Genomic DNA, 16,132 nt, shown 5'->3' on the forward strand with positions numbered 1-16,132 from the left:
CCGACAAACTCAGTTTCCGCTTGGCTGTTGTACTAAGAGCGGTAGCGCGTTGCCCCAATCGGAAATGCCACACCCATTCTTCAGATCAAATTCACGATTTACAGCCTTGCCATCACGGGTTCCGGTCACCAAAGCCGTTGCCGGGCCACCGTATTGTTCGGTACACATTTGGTTGCTAGGTGCCGGGTCAAGAATTTGTGGGGACTTGGCCAGTAGCTCGCAGGCTTCACTGGGCAGCGGATGATCACTGGTCTTCGCCACAGCAGAACCCGAACAATTCAGTGTGTAATGAGCGCTTTGAACTTTCCCGTTTGCCCGGATAGAAATTGAGAGCTCAATTTTCGTCTCATCAAGTGGAGTCGGATCGGGAATAGGGCCGGAGGTCACCCCATCATCGGCACACCCGGAGAACAACAGCACCGAAGCGCCAAAGATTAGCGCGAGAAGCGATAGCTTAGCCTGCTGCATGAAATCCTCACCTCGGTTGGAGCAAGGACGCGGCACCTCGGACGGTGCAACATCTTTGCTGGTGTACCTAAGTCTGGGGTAGCGGGAGAACTTGGGCAAGATCTAATAATCTGCCACGTAGTTCTTGAGAACGCTCGGAAAACCCTTTCTGCTGGCGCACGTAATCGGCCTTGCCCTCGGGTGTTTCAATGCGAATGGGTTGATGGCCCCAGTCGGAAAGATCATAAGGGGAAGCTTGCATATCCATAGTGCGAATATCCCAGGCAAGCTCAAAACAGTCCATGACCAGCTCACTGGGCACCATCGGGGATAGCTTGTAAGCCCACTTATACAGATCCATATTTGCGTGCAAACACCCCGGCTGTTCCATGTCACGTTGGGTTTCCCGAGTTGGCTGTAGATCGTTAAGCGGCACGGCCTGGGGTGTGTAAAACCTAAACGCATCAAAATGTGTACAACGGATCTTATGTTCTTCAACCACCGCATCGGTGCCAGAGGCACCCAGACGTAGCGGCAGGTACTCGTGTCGGATCCCGTTTTGCTCGGACTTATAGACCATGGCCCACTCGTGCAGACCAAAACACGCAAAATTTCCGGGCCGCTGCACGGTTCCGGCAAGAATTATGCGTGCAAATCGGATTGCATCGGTCCGTTGCTGAGCAAAAACCTCAAGATCTACTGTGTAGCCGCGCTCGCCGGTCACGTGGTTTTCTACCTCACGATAGAACTTCCAGTCCTTGCGTTCCTGCGCCATTTCTCCGGACAGAACTACATCTGGCCCTGGATGCCAACGATAAAGCTGACCGGGTTTTTGCGTGTAATAAGTGAAAAGAAAATCTTCGATCGGATGTTTTTCACGTTTCATGCGGCGCTCGGTAAAGGGCTCCCCAAAACGTTTGGAACGTTGTGCATGGGCCTGTGCCATGGGTAACCATTGTTCTTCGGTGAGCCAGACCAGGGTGGAGGGAAACATCTTCCCATTATCGCAACAAGCAAGGGAAAGCATTAAATGCGTGAGGGTGTGGGCACTTCGTATTGAAGTTCCCACACCCTCGCCAAGATAACCTCGGGGGGGGTTAGCGCCCGGTGCCACCGTAAACTGTTGCCTCATCCTCGGCGTCAAGATCGAATGCCGCGTGGATTGCTCGCACCGCGGTGTCGAGCTTATTGGCATCGGTGACGATGGAGATGCGAATTTCAGAGGTGGAGATCATATCCACGTTGACCCCTGCTTGGTGGAGGGCCTCAAAGAAGGTGTAGGAGACGCCCGGGTTTGAGCGCATTCCGGCACCGATGAGCGAGAGCTTGCCGACGTTCTCGTTGTAGGAGATGTCCTCGAAGCCAATGTCTTCCTGAGCAGCGCGCAAGGCTTCCTGAACGTGCTTTCCATCAACCATGGGAAGAGTGAACGAAATATCGGTGCGGCCCGACCCGGAGGTGGAGATGTTCTGCACGATCATGTCGATATTGGCGTGGGCGCCGGCAATGACATGGAAAATCTGGGCTGCCTTACCCGGAATATCGGGAACGCCAACAATGGTGACCTTGGCTTCGGATCGGTCGTGAGCAACGCCGGAGATGATTGGCTGTTCCAAGGGTTCTCCCTCTTGAATCTTGATTTGGTCATCGGGGCTGGGCAAAACCCAGGTTCCCTCATTGGTGCTGAAAGAGGAGCGCACATGCAGCGGCACTCCGAAACGGCGCGCATACTCAACGCAACGCAGGTGCAGGATTTTGGCACCGGATGCCGCCATTTCCAGCATTTCTTCACTGGAAATGGAATCGATCTTGCGGGCTGCCGGAACCACGCGAGGGTCCGCGGTGTAGATGCCATCAACGTCTGTGTAGATTTCGCAAACATCTGCGCCAAGTGCTGCGGCGAGTGCCACGGCCGTGGTGTCCGAACCACCACGACCCATGGTGGTGATGTCGTTTGATTCTTTGCTCATGCCTTGGAACCCGGCGACAATCGCAACGTAACCACGATCGATGGCGCGGCGGACACGCTGCGGGGAAACCTCGATCACGCGAGCCTTGCCGTGCACAGCATCGGTCAACATACCTGCCTGAGAGCCGGTAAAGGATGCGGCCTTGGCACCCAAACCGTCAATAGCCATGGCAAGCAGCGCCATGGAGATGCGTTCACCGGCAGAAAGGAGCATATCCATTTCGCGCGCGGGTGCCTCGGAGTTGAGCTGACCTGCAAGGTCGAGTAATTCATCGGTGGTGTCACCCATGGCGGAAACCACCACGACAACGTCGTGGCCGGCGGACTTGGTGTCAATAATCCGACGAGCAACGCGTTTGATGCCTTCGGCATCCGAAACGGAAGATCCGCCGAACTTTTGGACAATCAGGCTCATGCGTCAGCACACTCCATGGGGTGGGGGATTCTCAAATCTGGGTTTGCACCACGGACAGCGGTACAACAATCATTTTAGCCATTGTGGTGCATCTGAAGGGCATTTGATGAACACACATGGTCATATTCACTCCGTGCGCTGGTAACTTTGCTCGGTTGGATGTCGCTTGGGTCACTTATTGCGTAGTTGCTGCTTCAAATGCTGAGGCACAGCGCTGTTCCATAACGAAATGCCTCAATGCGTGACTTGACTGGGAGAAGTGCGTACCGTGAAGCTCACTAATCTTGCATTAATAGCGTTTTCAAGCGGGGGAAAATCAATGGAATCAACGGTCTCAAGCCCGGGTTCGACTACCGTGGCGCAAACAGCTCAAAACACTGGAATTAGCGCGAACTCTTTGGCGCGGTCCTTTGGACATGTTGTTGCAGTCGAAAATATTGATTTTCGTGCCGAACCGGGGAAGGTCACCGCATTGATCGGTCCCAACGGTTCGGGCAAGACGACGTTGCTGCTCATGCTTGCCTCCCTGCTTAAACCGAACCACGGAACAATCTCGGTCCAAGGGATTGATCCGGTGAGCAATCCAAGGGCCGCACGAGCGGTGTTGGGATGGATGCCAGACACCCTAGGCATGTGGGAATCGTTGACCGGGCGAGAAATACTCACGACCGTGGCGGCGCTCTATGGGATAGCCAAGAGCGATGCTGCCACCCGCGCCCAAGAGCTCCTGGAGCTTGTGAGTTTGGAAGAACTAGCAGACACTCCGGCACGTGTGTTTTCGCGGGGGCAAGCCCAACGGCTTTCCCTGGCGAGGGCGTTGGTCAACAATCCGGCAATCCTGTTACTTGATGAGCCTGCCAGCGGCTTAGACCCGGGAGCACGGGTTCAATTACGTGTTCTGGTGCGGCAGCTTGCCGATAGTGGAAAGACCGTGGTGATTAGCTCCCATGTGCTTGCCGAACTCGATGAAATGGCTGATGCAGCCGTATTTATTTCCAAGGGAAAAACCGTACGAAGTCAGACACTTGCCGAAGCGGGTACCCAGATTCGTGGCTACACCATCTCGGTGCTTGACGTAACACGCTTACGAGAGTTTCTAGAAGCCAAGAACATTGCAGCAACTTATGCGCAAGACTTTGACTCCCCGCGCGGAAGTGCCAAGGTCAAACTCGCTTCGGAAACCGAAGCAGCGGCCCTACTTAAAGAGCTGGTCCTGGGCAATATTGCGGTTACAACCTTTGCGCCGTCCGCTGGCCTACTAGAAGAAACCTACTTGAGCCTCGAGGAAGGAACACCATGAGTGCCCCGGTAAGAGAGCGTCAGGTGCAACCACGTGCGGAGCTTGGGTACCTTTCCGGTATTCGAACTATTTTTAAGTTAGAGATTTTGCAGCGTGTACGTAGCCGCGGCTGGTACATGTTCTTGGCGATGTGGTTCACGGTGATCGCCTTAGTGGTGGGTTTGACAGCCTTGAACGTAGGTGCGCAGGGCCGGGGCACCGGTCAGCTGATGTTTGAGCTGGTAGTTGCCTTTGTCTTGTTCTTTGGGTTATTGATAGCCCCGGCGCTAAGCTCCAATTCGATTACCGGAGACCGAGCCAATGGAACGCTGGCGATTCTACAAAATACGTTAATTACCCCTGGACAGCTATTGCTCGGCAAATGGCTTGCGGCGTGGGTTACCTCGCTGGGTTTCCTGATCGTCACGATCCCCTTGCTGTTGTGGGCCATGACATATGGGGATATTTATTTCCCTGCGGTACCTGGGCTCTTGGGCATGCTGGTTCTTGAACTGGCAATTGTCTGCGGTATTGGCGTGGGCGTATCCGCGCTTGCAAACCGGACACTTTTTGCTGTACTGATTTCATATCTACTGGTGGCGATGCTGGGGTTAGGTACCTTGATTGCCTTTGGGCTGAGCATGGAATTAGTCAGGGTTGATGTCAAGGCCTCAAACCAAGAATGGTCAGAGGAAAATATGAATGGGGATGACGCCATCTGGGACCCCAACGACTACACCTGTGGCACCACACTTTATACACAGCCTGCTTACGCAACCGATCGCAATACGTGGCTGTTGGCGGCCAACCCATTTGTTGTCGTTGCCGATGCAGCCCCGCGGCCGGTGCTTAAACCCGGGCAAGATGCGGATCTTATCGGTCCCATGGGTGGGATTAGTGAGATGGTGCGTAGCTCTCAAGCCGGAATTGCAAATACTATTCCGTGTCTAAACGGGATCAAGAACCTAGACACGTTGCCGGAAAAATCATCACCGTTGTGGCCGCTGGGAATCGGGCTGCAAGGTCTGCTAGCCGCGGGACTTCTGGTTGCTGGGCGGGCCAAGCTGCGTACCCCGGCAGGCCGCTTGGCCACCGGAACACGGATCGCTTAATTTGAGAGATCCCCGAGTGCGACTCGGGGATCCAAGAACTTACTAAGACAACACCGGGTGCTCAGCCGTTGCCGTGCCGGGGTCGTCAGCCGAAGGCTGAGGCGCAATTTCGGATGGCCTAATGGGCGTGACTGGCGGTGGTGGTGCTGGAGTCGAACGAACTAGGGGAGCAGCTGGCGCCGTGATAGCCGTACTGCGGCGGCCCTCAATAGCACGTGCCAGAGTCACCTCATCCGCGTATTCAAGATCTCCACCCACGGGAAGACCGGAAGCCAAACGGGTAATTTCAATCCCTAGCGGACGCAAGGTACGGGTGAGGAATGTTGCTGTTGCCTCACCTTCAAGGTTCGGATCCGTGGCCAAGATAATTTCGGTTATTCGCTCATCGCCCAAACGGGCGATCAACTCACGAATGTGTAATTGGTCAGGCCCAATCCCATTAATGGGATTGATGGCGCCGCCGAGCACGTGATAGCGCCCGGCAAAGGCACGGGTACGTTCGATGGCCATGACGTCTTTGGATTCTTCGACAACACAGATGACCGAATCGTTACGACGTTCATCGCGACAAATTCCGCAGGTTTCGGATTCGGAAACGTTAAAGCAGATGCTACAGAACTTCACGCGTTCCTTGACAACTCGGATCGATTCGGAAAGACGTTTCATGTCTTCCGGATCCGATTCTAGGATGTGGAAGGCAATGCGTTGGGCAGACTTCGGACCAATACCCGGAAGCCTTCCCAATTCATCTATGAGTTCTTGAACTGCGCCTTCGTACACTTACCTTCACACTGCCTAATCTTGCTGTTTTGCTGACCCGCCGTAGGTGAGACTACCGTCCCGGCACGACATTTTAGCCATGTGTTCGTGGTGACCCATTTAACGAGCCCTATTGGGCCGTTCGATCACATTGCCCTGAGGATCACGTTCCTCGATGATCCGGCCCTTGAGGATACGCTCAATGGCAGGGACTCCAATCAATGAAGAATCCTCGACCTCGATGTCATCATCACTTGGCACAAATTCCGTATCATCAGATTCTACCGGTGTGGGCTGAACAACGGCTGGATTTGCCGGGGTTTCTGTGCTCCGAGGCCGGGCAAAATCCGGTGCATCCGCCGGGTCACCCCAGGCGCCTGCCGCCGGATCAGTGGGCATTTGTTGTGCAGGGGAGTGCATAGGTGCATCCGCAATGCCAGCAGCACGGTTCATCAACCGTTGGTACCGGCTCAGCGGCCCACCACTGGTAGGAGCTGCAACTGGAATTGGAACGGCTTCAGGCTCGGGCACCGTTACGGGCATGCCCCAGGTGGCCGCGGGTGCTCCCGGCGGGGGAGCTACCGGACGGTCGGCAGCGCCGAGCGAAGGAGCCGGGGCAACGTACCCCTTGGGCGTTGCCGGCGGTGGGATCGGGGGGAGTTCCGTCGAGATGGGCAGTGGCGCCGCGGACTCGGTGCCCCACGCAGGTTCTGCCACCTGTGCCGATCCGCCACCCTCGGGCTCCCAATCGGGTACCGGTACGGAGTCCGGGTCCCAGTCTCCGCCGGTGTCTTCCCACGGATCGGAATCGTAGCTGGGTTCCGGGCCGAACCCGGGATCCTCATTTGAGTAGGGGCCTGGTTCAGATACCGGTGCCGTTGGTGGAACCACAATGTTTGTAGCTTCTACCGCGCTTTGGGCAGGAGCATAGTCATGCAGTACCGGTGGCGTTGGCGCTTCAGGTATTGCCTCCGGAGCCCTAAGAGCAGGCGCCTCAATCGAAGCCCCGCGCTCGGGCTGCTGGTTCTGCTGCGTCTGCCCAGTACCCCAGGGCTGGGCGGCCGGGGCTGGTGCGCTGGAAATTGGTGGGCTAGTTACCGATGATGTTGAACCCCACCGGGTGGGGGCAGGTTGTTGGGGCGCACCAGTGGAAGGAACGGCGGTGTGTTGCTGTGGTGCAGGTTCAGCTGGACTCGAGGTCACCGCCGGCTCGGGCCGGCGATCAACTTTTGGGCCCGAACCACCCGCGGGTGCGGTTCCTCCCGCGACTACTGCCAGTTCCACCTGGACGCCAACGACCTTTTGAATGCTTTGGCCAAGAATCATAATATTTTCTTGACGTGAGGCAAATGAGTTCAAGGCCCCGGGGTTTGCCACGCTAATGGTCAAAGTGCGGCCATCAAATCCGGTGACCGAAGCATGCGGTTCCAAAGTCATCCAGAGGCGGCGGGTAACGCCCTTGATCTCCTCAAGGATCGCCGGCCATGCCTGCTGGAATGTTGCCACCGAGCCTGGACCGCTACTGACCGCTTGAGCCTGCTGCGTGGGTGCGCCTTGGTGCGGTGCGGGGCGTTCCTGCTGGGGCGCCTGCTGCATTGCTGGTGGCTGTTGCTGGAAGTGTCCGGGCTGCTGCTGCCCCGGGTGTTGCGGCGCAAAACGCTGTTGCTGAGGTTGACCCTGGAATTGGCCTGCCTGCTGGGTTTGTGGTTCACCTGCAGGTTGCGCAGCTTGTTGCGGCGAGGATTGCTGCTGCTGAGCCTGCTGTACTGCGGCGGCTTGTTGCTCGGCACGTTGGGCTGCTGCTGCTTCTTGGCGGGCAGCATGTTCTCGTGCAGCATGCTGTTCGGCCTCAACCTTTTTACGGGCTTCGGCTTCTTGGAAGGCATGTTCCTGGGCTTCGCGTTCGCGAAGTGCCTGGTCCTCCATGGCACGCTTGGTGAACTCGGCCATTGCAGCGTTTTGCTGAATCGGTGCCGGTGCCGGTGCCGGTGCCGGTGCAGCAGCTTGCTCTGCCGGTTCTGGAGTGCGGTCGGGCAAGATACTAAACGGGGGTACATCCGCCGGTGGATGTACCGGGGTGCCCTGGGCAGGATTCACCGGTTCGGTCACTGGGTTAGCAGGGGTATCTGGAACCGGACCCCAGCTGCCGCCCCAATCGGCAGAATGCTCAGTATCGGCACTTGGTGCTGGAGCCACGGGTGCTGCCGTAGAACTCGGTGTCACAACCTCGACAGCATCCGGTACTTCTACCGGTACCGGTGTTTCGTGAACCGGCTCCGGGGTTGGTTCGGCGGCCACAGGTGCTTGTGGTGCCTCCGCCTCTGGTTCGGTTATCGGCATGACTGCCGGCTCTGATGCTCCCGGTGCACCACCCTGCTTTTGTTCTCGGGCGGCACGTAACGCCTCGCGCGCGGCAGCGGCCCCTTGGCCCTGCGCCTCGCGCGCGGCAGCGGCCCCTTGGCCCTGCGCCTCGGCGGAGGCATCGGAGCGTGGTGCCGAAGAATCACCGTCGGCCGCGCCGGTGGAGATAAAGCTGTCCGTGGATCCGGCCAAGCGGCGTTCAATCTTATCCAAGCGAGCATTGATGCCACGCTCGGTGGTATCGGATGCCGGAAGCAGCAAACGAGCACACAATAGTTCAAGATGCAGGCGCGGGGAGGTGGCCCCGGACATCTCCGTCAAGCCGGTATTGGTGATATCGGCCCAACGGCTCAGCTCTGCCTGACCAAGTCCTGCTGCTTGTTCTTGCATGCGCTGCAGCTGATCCTCGGGCAACCCACGAATAATCTGGGCAGCGTCATCGGGAACAGCGCGCACAATGATCAGATCGCGGAAGCATTCGAGCAGATCTTCAACAAAGCGGCGTGGGTCATGACCCGTCTGCACCACGCGGTCAACCGCACCAAAGACCGTTGCCGCATCGCCAGCGCCAAGTGCATCGACAACGTCGTCAAGCAGCGAAGCGTGGGTGTAGCCCAGCAGGGATACCGCGAGCTCGTAATCAAGACCGTTAGGTCCGGCGCCGGCAATCAACTGGTCAAGCACTGACAAGGAATCACGAACGGAGCCGCCACCGGCACGAATCACCAGCGACAGCACACCCGGAGCTACCGCTACACCTTCGGCGGTGCACAAGTATTCGAGGTACTTGATAAGCGGCTCGGGCGGCACCAAACGGAACGGATAATGGTGGGTACGCGAACGGATCGTGCCAATGACCTTGTCGGGCTCGGTCGTGGCGAAGATGAACTTAATATGCTCTGGTGGCTCTTCAACGATCTTTAGCAGGGCGTTGAAGCCCGCCGAGGTGACCATGTGGGCCTCATCAATGATGAAGATCTTGTAGCGGTCACGCACCGGGGCAAAGGTTGCTCGTTCGCGCAGATCACGTGCGTCATCAACGCCACCGTGGGAGGCAGCATCAATTTCGATCACGTCAAGGGAACCCGGGCCGCCGCTGGCCAGCTCAACACAGCTGGGGCAGGTGCCACACGGGGTCGGCGTTGGACCCTGCGCGCAGTTTAGGCAGCGGGCAAGGATTCGGGCGGACGTTGTCTTTCCACAACCGCGCGGACCCGAGAAGAGGTAGGCATGATTGACCCGGTTCTTTTCCAGGGCAGTCATCAGCGGTGTGGTGACATGTTCCTGTCCGATCACGTCCGCGAAATTGTCGGGACGGTAGCGACGGTAAAGAGCTGTACTCACGATGGCCACCCTATCGGTTTTCCGGTGCGATGCGCATCCCACGCTCGCTTGCCGGATCGGTTGTCAACACCCACGGTTGTGTGGGTAGAAGTGCTGGATCAAAGGCCGCCAGCGCGGCTTGTAAAGAATTAGTTGGCAATCCCAGAGAGGCGAGCATCATGGACCGGGCTTGCTGTGCATCAATCCCGTGCACCGCAAGCTGGGAAAGGGTCACCGAGCCATCGCGTTTAGCCAAACGCTTACCTTCGGTATTTAACGCCAGGGGGACATGAGCATAAACAGGTATTTGATAGCCGAGTAAGTTGGCAAGATAAGCCTGTCTGGGAGCCGAAGATAACAGGTCATCGCCGCGCACCACCTGATCGATACCTTGGAGTCCATCGTCAACCACTACGGCAAGGTTATATGCCGGAACCCCATCATTTCGCAGCACCACAAAGTCATCAACAACACCAGTAAACTTTCCGTGCAAGACATCGGTGATGGTGTACTCGGTAGCCTCACTGCGAAGACGCAATGCGGCCGGGCGTACCTCACGCTTGGCGGCCAGCTGGGTTGGGGTGAGGTTACGACAGGTTCCCGGGTAGGTCCCGGGTGCTGCATGCGGTGCACTTGAGGCCTCGGAAATATCCTTGCGCGTACAGAAGCATTCAAAAAGTAGACGGTGTTCACGCAGTTGCGTGATGACCGAAGCATAAATTTCTGCTCGATCCGATTGGCGGACACTCGGAGCATCCCAATCCAACCCAATGGCGCGCAGATCGGCTAGTTGGAGTTCTTCGGCACCGGCTCTGGCCCGGTCAAGATCTTCAACACGCATCAGGAAAGCACGGTTAGTGGAACGGGCAAAAAGCCATGCAAGTATCGCTGTGCGTAGGTTGCCTAGATGAAGTTCGCCGGAGGGGCTAGGGGCAAAACGTCCGGCACCCATGAGAACTCCTTTACTTACATCGTTTACGCCTTGACCTCTAAGGGAAGACAGTAAAGGCCCCTCATGCACCTGCCAGAGCCCATCTACCCTTGCTACCTTCCGGTCCTGGGGGAGTTCAACAGGATGACACCACATGAGGGGCCGTCAAATAGTCTACCCGATCAATGCCCGCGGCCGTAAATCGGTGGGAGGAGGTTAGAGATGGTCTGATTCATTTTCTGGAAAACCGGGAATCACCTCGTGCTCATCCCAGCCTAGTAAACGTCGGGTTTGCGCGTCTAGATGGTTCATTGGAAGCATTTCTTGTGCGGGCTCAGGGACTGGATTCAGCGCATGGGGATACACGAGACCATCGGGTAACTCCAGCTGGGTTACTCCGTGCGGGGTCCGCCACTGAATACACCCATTGCCCAGATATACGGCTTCCCACCCCAGAACGTGTTTGTAGACCTGGTGCCGTTTGCATAGATACTCGACGTTTTGCTCGCTCGTCGTACCGCCCTTGGCCCACGCCTCGATGTGATCAATTTCCGAAACCATTGGCGCTCGCCGACAACCCGGAAACCTGCAATGTTCATCGCGTACCCGCAAAAAGTCCCGCAAAGCCTTCGAAGGCTTGTAGCGTTTGCGGCCCAAATCAAGGATTGCCCCGGTCCATGGATCGGTAAGAATCGCTTTGAGTGCGGGAGCTTTGGCTGCAAGTTTTAGCGCGGCACCAAGTGGAATAGGGCCATAACCTTCAAGACTGGCGATGCCTCGCTCCGGATTGGTCAGTAATTCGAGAGCTGGGATGGTTAACCCCACGAAGAGTGCCGAGTGTTTGTTTTTAGTTGCCGGCCAACCGTCAATGAGGCTGTCACGAAAGACATCGGCTCGTAGTTGGCCTACTCCGCGCTCTTCCTCGGCTGCCAAAAGGCGATCCGCATGAGTGTTTACGGTGTTATAGATGGCCAGTACATCTTCGGCAGGTAAATAGGCTTGAAGAATCGCCATCCCGTCTGCCTCCGGCCACCACATCAAGGAACGGCCGCCCTCGGCACGAGCTCTGCGGTGGGCGGCAGGCTCGGGGTGTAGCTTTTCGCGTTGGCGCTTAATGCGTAGCGCCATTGAAGCATCCGAGGCTGTCAGTGCCGTGGGAAGCAGCGATGCCTCGATTTGCTTGGCGGTCGCCAGGGGGATGTCTCGGGTTTGTTTCACTAGTGCTCCGGCTGTGCGCCCGGTAATTGTCCCGCGACACAATTCAAAGAGTGAATCCTCGTGAACATAACGTAGCCCTTCGGCTGTTGCGAGTTTATTGAAGGTCGCTCGTTCCGAGGACCTGCTCACCATAGCTGCCTCGGCAACAAATGAGGAACGGTTGAGATCTTGATCTAATCGTGAGATCGGGTATCCATGGGTCTCAACTTCTTGCTTGTAATCAAAGAGTGTTGGGTTTTCCTCCGAGAGGGGAGTCGGCAGACCTCGTTGGACCATCTCACTTGTATCTGCAAGGACCATTGACTCAAGCCCGTCGAGCATTGCACGAATCTCACTGATGGAACGTAGTTGGTTCAGTCCCGCGGCAGGTGTTTTTGGTGTACCTAATGATGTGAGCTTGGTAACCGCAATGCGTAGAGGGTCAGTGGAGAGCAGGCGTTCGATGCCAGCGATCCAGTTACCATCTGCATCGGGGCAATATCGAGCTCCCGCTGGCGGTATGTCTGGGCGCTCTGGCCCCGTATTTGTCTGGTGAGCGGCAAGTTTTCCCATAATTGATTCCAGCATGACGGACAAATAGATGGGGCGGAAAGGGCGGGGTTGTGGAGAACTTAGGACGTTGGAAAGGGTTCGTATCGTGTGGTGGATAGTGCCAAGAATTTACGAAAATTGCTCCTAGCTAGTGGGCGCATAATTCTCGATTCGTCGTCTCCGGAAATGTCCGCTATGCTAGAACCTGCTTTTAGAAGCAAGCTGGAGGATTCGCCTAGCGGCCTATGGCGCACGCCTGGAACGCGTGTTGGGTTCACGCCCTCGGGGGTTCAAATCCCCCATCCTCCGCGGATACAGTAAGACCCCTGAGTAATCAGGGGTCTTACTGTTTTAAGAACTGCGCCTTGTTTCGACGTCACGGGTTTGGGCGTATAGAGGGGTGAGCGCAGAGCGGAGTGATAATGCTCCCCCAATATCCGAATTGCGCTTTAGTTTGTCCAATATATGAGACTTGCAACCCATTACAGGTGCTATTCCCTGAACTTTAGTTCCGAAGTCAATAGACTGGCGAAGTACTTGAACCGTCAAGAGACGGTATTTCGGACTGGGGAAAGGGTACGCCCGATGAGCGAAAAGCGAATGGCAGTCATTGTCGAAGACGATGAGGATATTCGAGGATTACTTGAAGTGGTCCTGCAACAATCGGGCTTTGATGTGTTCTCCACCGAATCTGGCATCAATGGTGTAGCGCTTGTCGCGCAGCACAATCCAGATTTGGTGACCCTAGATCTGGGACTACCGGATATTGATGGTTTTGAAACCGCACGTCGCATTCGTGCGGTGTCCGACGCCCACATCGTGATGCTTACTGCTCGTACCGATGAAATTGATACGGTGCTGGGTCTTGAGGCGGGTGCCGATGAATATGTCACCAAACCTTTCCGCCCACGAGAACTCAGGGCTCGGGTTGATGCGATTATGCGCCGACGCGGAGTACGCGCTCAGACCCTTACGCAAGACCGCGTCAATGCTGAAGAAGCGAAAACCGTAGAAATCCAAGAAACTAGTCAAGCGCTCAACGGGTTGACGCTGAACTCCGCAACCTACACCGTTGAGGTGGAGGGGAAGCCTAAGAGCGTAACGCCTACGGAATTTATCTTGCTTGAGACTCTATTGGACTCTGCGGGACATATTCGCACCAAAAGTGATTTGGTTCGTCGCCTGCGTGATGAAGAAAGCCATTCTGGAACGTTTGTCTCGGCTTCCGATGAACGATCGGTGGAAGTGCATTTGGGGAACCTGCGTCGCAAACTTGGTGACTCGGCAGCTGAGCCGCGCTGGATTGAAACTGTACGCGGCGTTGGGTACCGGTCGGCAGCCAAGAGATAGCGTTGTTTTGGACGTGGTTCAACTATTCGTTGAAGCGGTTCGAAAGAATCTGAATAGAACGCAAACCGATCTCGCGGGCCCGGTTTATGAGCTCCGACAAATGATCAAACAACCCGTCTCTAAAAGCTCGAAATAGGGCTTCAGCAAGTTCGGCCAAAGCAGTAGCACCTGCCATAAATGCACCAGATTTCAGGGACAATGCTGCGTCTTGGCCCGCAACGCTATTGATTCCCCGCATTGCTTCTTCTAGGCGGCTGAGCCGTGTTGGCAGCATAGCGCAAAACTGCATGACAAATCGAGATGTGTACTCGTCGCCCAGATCCTCTGCCAATTTATCTAGAGTCCCGGGGCACACCATGGAATCCAGCGCACCGGTTGACATTGCCATGCTGACATTCTCCGGGCTAAAGCTCATGATCAGGTACCCCATAGGCTCAAGGATTGCGCAAGAAGTTGCTAAATGAACCTGCGTCATCATTGTGGAAAAGTTGTCCGAGACCTTGCGGTGAAATTGATATTGGCACGGAATAGTCAATATCACGCTACGGATACAGTACAGATCACGTGGATGGGGAAGATAGGCATTCCTTTGCAGGATGGCCGTGGGAAGTCGCTAATGCCTTGGGGGCACTAGCGGCTACCGACTAGCGGCTCAGGCGGGTCAAAGATCTTGGGGATCTTTGACCCGTTTCTGCGTTTTAGAAACATTGCTTTTAGACAGGCTGGCCCGGGAAGTGACGTGGAATACTCACGATTACCCGTGTGCCTTGGCTCAGTTCGCTACTCAAAGCTATGTTTCCGCCATGGCTTTCCACTAGTTCCTTGGTGATGGCCAACCCAAGGCCTACTCCGGGTAAACCGGAACGACGTGCTTCTTCACTTCTAAAGAACCGGGTGAAGATCTCCTTTTGAGCATCGACAGAAATTCCGTGTCCGGTGTCAATTACTGTGAATCGAATCTGAGCGCTATCACTTTCCATCTCAATGCGCACAGAATCCCCAGCATTTGAGTACTTGATAGCGTTGGTTACTAAATTGTCGATGACCTGGCCTAAGCGCAAGGAATCACCATGAACCTGCTCATGATTGAGGGGACCGTGAGACAGTTCGATTCCTGCTGTGGCAGCACGCGGGATGAGTGATTCTAGGCGCGTAGCAATAAGTGCCCCTAGATCTAGCGGGGCCGAAGCCAGCTTATGTTTCCCGGCAGCTGCCGCCAACAAATCGTTGACCATGTTCAAAAGCCTGTCGGTGTTTCGGGATATCACACCCAAAGAATTTCTTGTTTTGGTATTAAAATGTGGATCGTCTTCAAGTATCTCCAAATACCCCATGATCGAGGTTAGCGGAGTGCGAAGTTCGTGGCTGACGTTGGCCAGGAATCGATCTTTCGTTTTAGAAGCCTCAACCATCTCAGACACGTCCTTAAACACAACCACGGCACCATCATGAGCACCAGATTCGTCGAAGAGCCCACGTGCCGACGTCGAATGGTATCTAGGATCTTCTAGAGGCCCCAGCGCGATCAACTCGTCGCTGAATTCATGACGGTTAATGGCCCTCAGCACTGGTCGGTCGGAGGGAGCCATTGTCGAAGTATCGGGCTCATAATTTGGCAATACCCTGCGAACCAGCAACTGTGCTTCGGTGGGGTCTTCGATATTCTGAGGTATCGCATGAAGATGCTGTACTCGCTGGATCTCGTTCATGAGCACATCGTTGCCATCACGATCCACCACTACAAGGCCAACATTTGCGGCGTTGAGAATCGCGTTGAGCAGGTCTGCTTGACGTTTACTATCGGCCAAGGTGCTGCGTAGTTGGGAATCTTTGAGCGTGGTGTTGTATTCGGCGATCACCGTGGTTGTAGCAAGAGCTAAGAGCAAGACTGGCACCAAGATGGGCCTAATGACCGTGACGACGGTGAAAGGAATTCCATGGTGGACGAGCTGCAATATTGCTGTGGCAAATGGGACGAGAAAGGACAAAGCCAGGGTAATGCGGGGGCAGGCGCCGGACCACGCAAACCAAAAAATTGGGAATCCGGCCAGCAGTGTCAAACCGGTAAGCCACTGTGAGGCGCCTATTGAGATAAATGAAGCAGCAATAAACCCGAAGCTCGGGATGACTAAGTAGGTGAATTCGTAGCGAAACTTATCCCAGGGGACGACCCCTGAGGCAACGGTGCTAGCTGCTACAAGTACGAGACCAATGATGAATAAATAGTCACCAAAGATCTCATCCCTATTCGAGAATTGCGCAATGACACAGGTGAAAAGCACCGCTAAAAACATCGGTAGTTGGGAAAGAACAACCTTCCGCCTGACCGGGAGGTCGGAAAATGAAGTACCTCCGGTGACCAAGTGCCAGACTCGGTCAAACTGGCTAACCACCAGATGGCGTTGAAGCTTGTGAGAAGGAGAGGTACTCATGTTCT

At 55.6% G+C, this 16,132-nt stretch carries 11 protein-coding genes, 1 tRNA gene, 1 other RNA gene and 1 pseudogene; 4 read left to right on the top strand and 10 right to left on the bottom strand.

Annotated elements, in window-relative coordinates; genetic code table 11:
- Positions 1-9: 9 nt before the first annotated feature.
- From CQ018_RS15525 to CQ018_RS15535, 3 genes are all read right to left on the bottom strand, one after another.
- A complete protein-coding gene (locus CQ018_RS15525) occupies positions 10-468 on the bottom strand; it encodes a hypothetical protein (protein ID WP_105550928.1) in 459 nt (152 codons plus the stop codon).
- A 67-nt stretch (positions 469-535) separates the two neighbouring features.
- A complete protein-coding gene (locus tag CQ018_RS15530) occupies positions 536-1,441 on the bottom strand; it encodes a 3-methyladenine DNA glycosylase (RefSeq protein WP_105550929.1) in 906 nt (301 codons plus the stop codon).
- Positions 1,442-1,544: 103 nt separating this feature from the next.
- Entirely contained in the window at positions 1,545-2,831 is a 1,287-nt protein-coding gene (locus CQ018_RS15535) for an aspartate kinase (protein WP_105550930.1), read from the bottom strand.
- A gap of 319 nt (positions 2,832-3,150) precedes the next feature.
- On the opposite strand from CQ018_RS15535, the gene CQ018_RS15540 reads away from it, so the two are divergent.
- Both CQ018_RS15540 and CQ018_RS15545 read left to right on the top strand, forming a co-directional pair.
- Positions 3,151-4,131, top strand: coding sequence for an ABC transporter ATP-binding protein (locus CQ018_RS15540; protein ID WP_105550931.1), 981 nt, complete (start codon positions 3,151-3,153; stop codon positions 4,129-4,131).
- Positions 4,128-5,222, top strand: a complete 1,095-nt coding sequence (locus tag CQ018_RS15545) for an ABC transporter permease (protein ID WP_105550932.1) — start codon at positions 4,128-4,130, stop codon at positions 5,220-5,222. The genes CQ018_RS15540 and CQ018_RS15545 overlap by 4 nt, the downstream gene beginning before the upstream one ends.
- Positions 5,223-5,414: 192 nt before the next feature.
- Here the strand turns inward: CQ018_RS15545 and recR are convergent.
- From recR to CQ018_RS15570, 5 genes and pseudogenes are all read right to left on the bottom strand, one after another.
- Positions 5,415-6,002: pseudogene (gene recR, locus CQ018_RS15550) on the bottom strand (recombination mediator RecR); the annotation flags it as partial.
- 99 nt (positions 6,003-6,101) lie between these two features.
- Positions 6,102-9,686: a DNA polymerase III subunit gamma and tau gene (locus CQ018_RS15555; RefSeq protein ID WP_105550971.1), complete on the bottom strand. Its 3,585-nt coding sequence runs from the start codon at positions 9,684-9,686 to the stop codon at positions 6,102-6,104.
- Between the two features lie 10 nt (positions 9,687-9,696).
- The gene (gluQRS, locus tag CQ018_RS15560) at positions 9,697-10,617 is read right to left on the bottom strand and encodes a tRNA glutamyl-Q(34) synthetase GluQRS (protein ID WP_105550934.1); all 921 of its coding nucleotides are present in this window, start codon (positions 10,615-10,617) and stop codon (positions 9,697-9,699) included.
- Positions 10,618-10,666: 49 nt separating this feature from the next.
- An RNA gene (ffs, locus tag CQ018_RS15565) (signal recognition particle sRNA small type) lies at positions 10,667-10,763 on the bottom strand.
- A gap of 49 nt (positions 10,764-10,812) precedes the next feature.
- Positions 10,813-12,381: an HNH endonuclease signature motif containing protein gene (locus CQ018_RS15570; RefSeq protein ID WP_105550935.1), complete on the bottom strand. Its 1,569-nt coding sequence runs from the start codon at positions 12,379-12,381 to the stop codon at positions 10,813-10,815.
- Between the two features lie 188 nt (positions 12,382-12,569).
- Between CQ018_RS15570 and CQ018_RS15575 the strand changes: the two genes are divergently transcribed.
- Both CQ018_RS15575 and CQ018_RS15580 read left to right on the top strand, forming a co-directional pair.
- Positions 12,570-12,654 (top strand) — tRNA-Ser (locus CQ018_RS15575).
- Positions 12,655-12,930: 276 nt separating this feature from the next.
- Positions 12,931-13,695 (top strand): response regulator transcription factor, encoded by a 765-nt coding sequence (locus CQ018_RS15580; protein WP_181149922.1) that lies wholly within the window; start codon positions 12,931-12,933, stop codon positions 13,693-13,695.
- A 22-nt stretch (positions 13,696-13,717) separates the two neighbouring features.
- On the opposite strand, the gene CQ018_RS15585 is transcribed toward CQ018_RS15580, so the two are convergent.
- Both CQ018_RS15585 and CQ018_RS15590 read right to left on the bottom strand, forming a co-directional pair.
- Positions 13,718-14,236, bottom strand: a complete 519-nt coding sequence (locus CQ018_RS15585) for an Hpt domain-containing protein (protein WP_146111929.1) — start codon at positions 14,234-14,236, stop codon at positions 13,718-13,720.
- A 172-nt stretch (positions 14,237-14,408) separates the two neighbouring features.
- A complete protein-coding gene (locus CQ018_RS15590) occupies positions 14,409-16,127 on the bottom strand; it encodes a cell wall metabolism sensor histidine kinase WalK (RefSeq protein WP_105550937.1) in 1,719 nt (572 codons plus the stop codon).
- Positions 16,128-16,132: the final 5 nt, after the last annotated feature.

This window comes from Arthrobacter sp. MYb227 (assembly GCF_002975435.1).
Classification (GTDB): Bacteria; Actinomycetota; Actinomycetes; order Actinomycetales; family Micrococcaceae; genus Paeniglutamicibacter.

Excerpts from the sequence above, each read along its gene's own strand:
- CQ018_RS15530 (WP_105550929.1), bottom strand. The coding sequence starts at position 1,441 with ATGTTTCCCTCCACCCTGGTCTGGCTCACCGAAGAACAATGGTTACCC.
- CQ018_RS15570 (WP_105550935.1), bottom strand. The coding sequence starts at position 12,381 with ATGCTGGAATCAATTATGGGAAAACTTGCCGCTCACCAGACAAATACG.
- CQ018_RS15590 (WP_105550937.1), bottom strand. The coding sequence starts at position 16,127 with ATGAGTACCTCTCCTTCTCACAAGCTTCAACGCCATCTGGTGGTTAGC.
- gluQRS (WP_105550934.1), bottom strand. The coding sequence starts at position 10,617 with ATGGGTGCCGGACGTTTTGCCCCTAGCCCCTCCGGCGAACTTCATCTA.
- CQ018_RS15535 (WP_105550930.1), bottom strand. The coding sequence starts at position 2,831 with ATGAGCCTGATTGTCCAAAAGTTCGGCGGATCTTCCGTTTCGGATGCC.
- CQ018_RS15580 (WP_181149922.1), top strand. The coding sequence starts at position 12,931 with ATGAGCGAAAAGCGAATGGCAGTCATTGTCGAAGACGATGAGGATATT.
- CQ018_RS15540 (WP_105550931.1), top strand. The coding sequence starts at position 3,151 with ATGGAATCAACGGTCTCAAGCCCGGGTTCGACTACCGTGGCGCAAACA.
- CQ018_RS15525 (WP_105550928.1), bottom strand. The coding sequence starts at position 468 with ATGCAGCAGGCTAAGCTATCGCTTCTCGCGCTAATCTTTGGCGCTTCG.
- CQ018_RS15545 (WP_105550932.1), top strand. The coding sequence starts at position 4,128 with ATGAGTGCCCCGGTAAGAGAGCGTCAGGTGCAACCACGTGCGGAGCTT.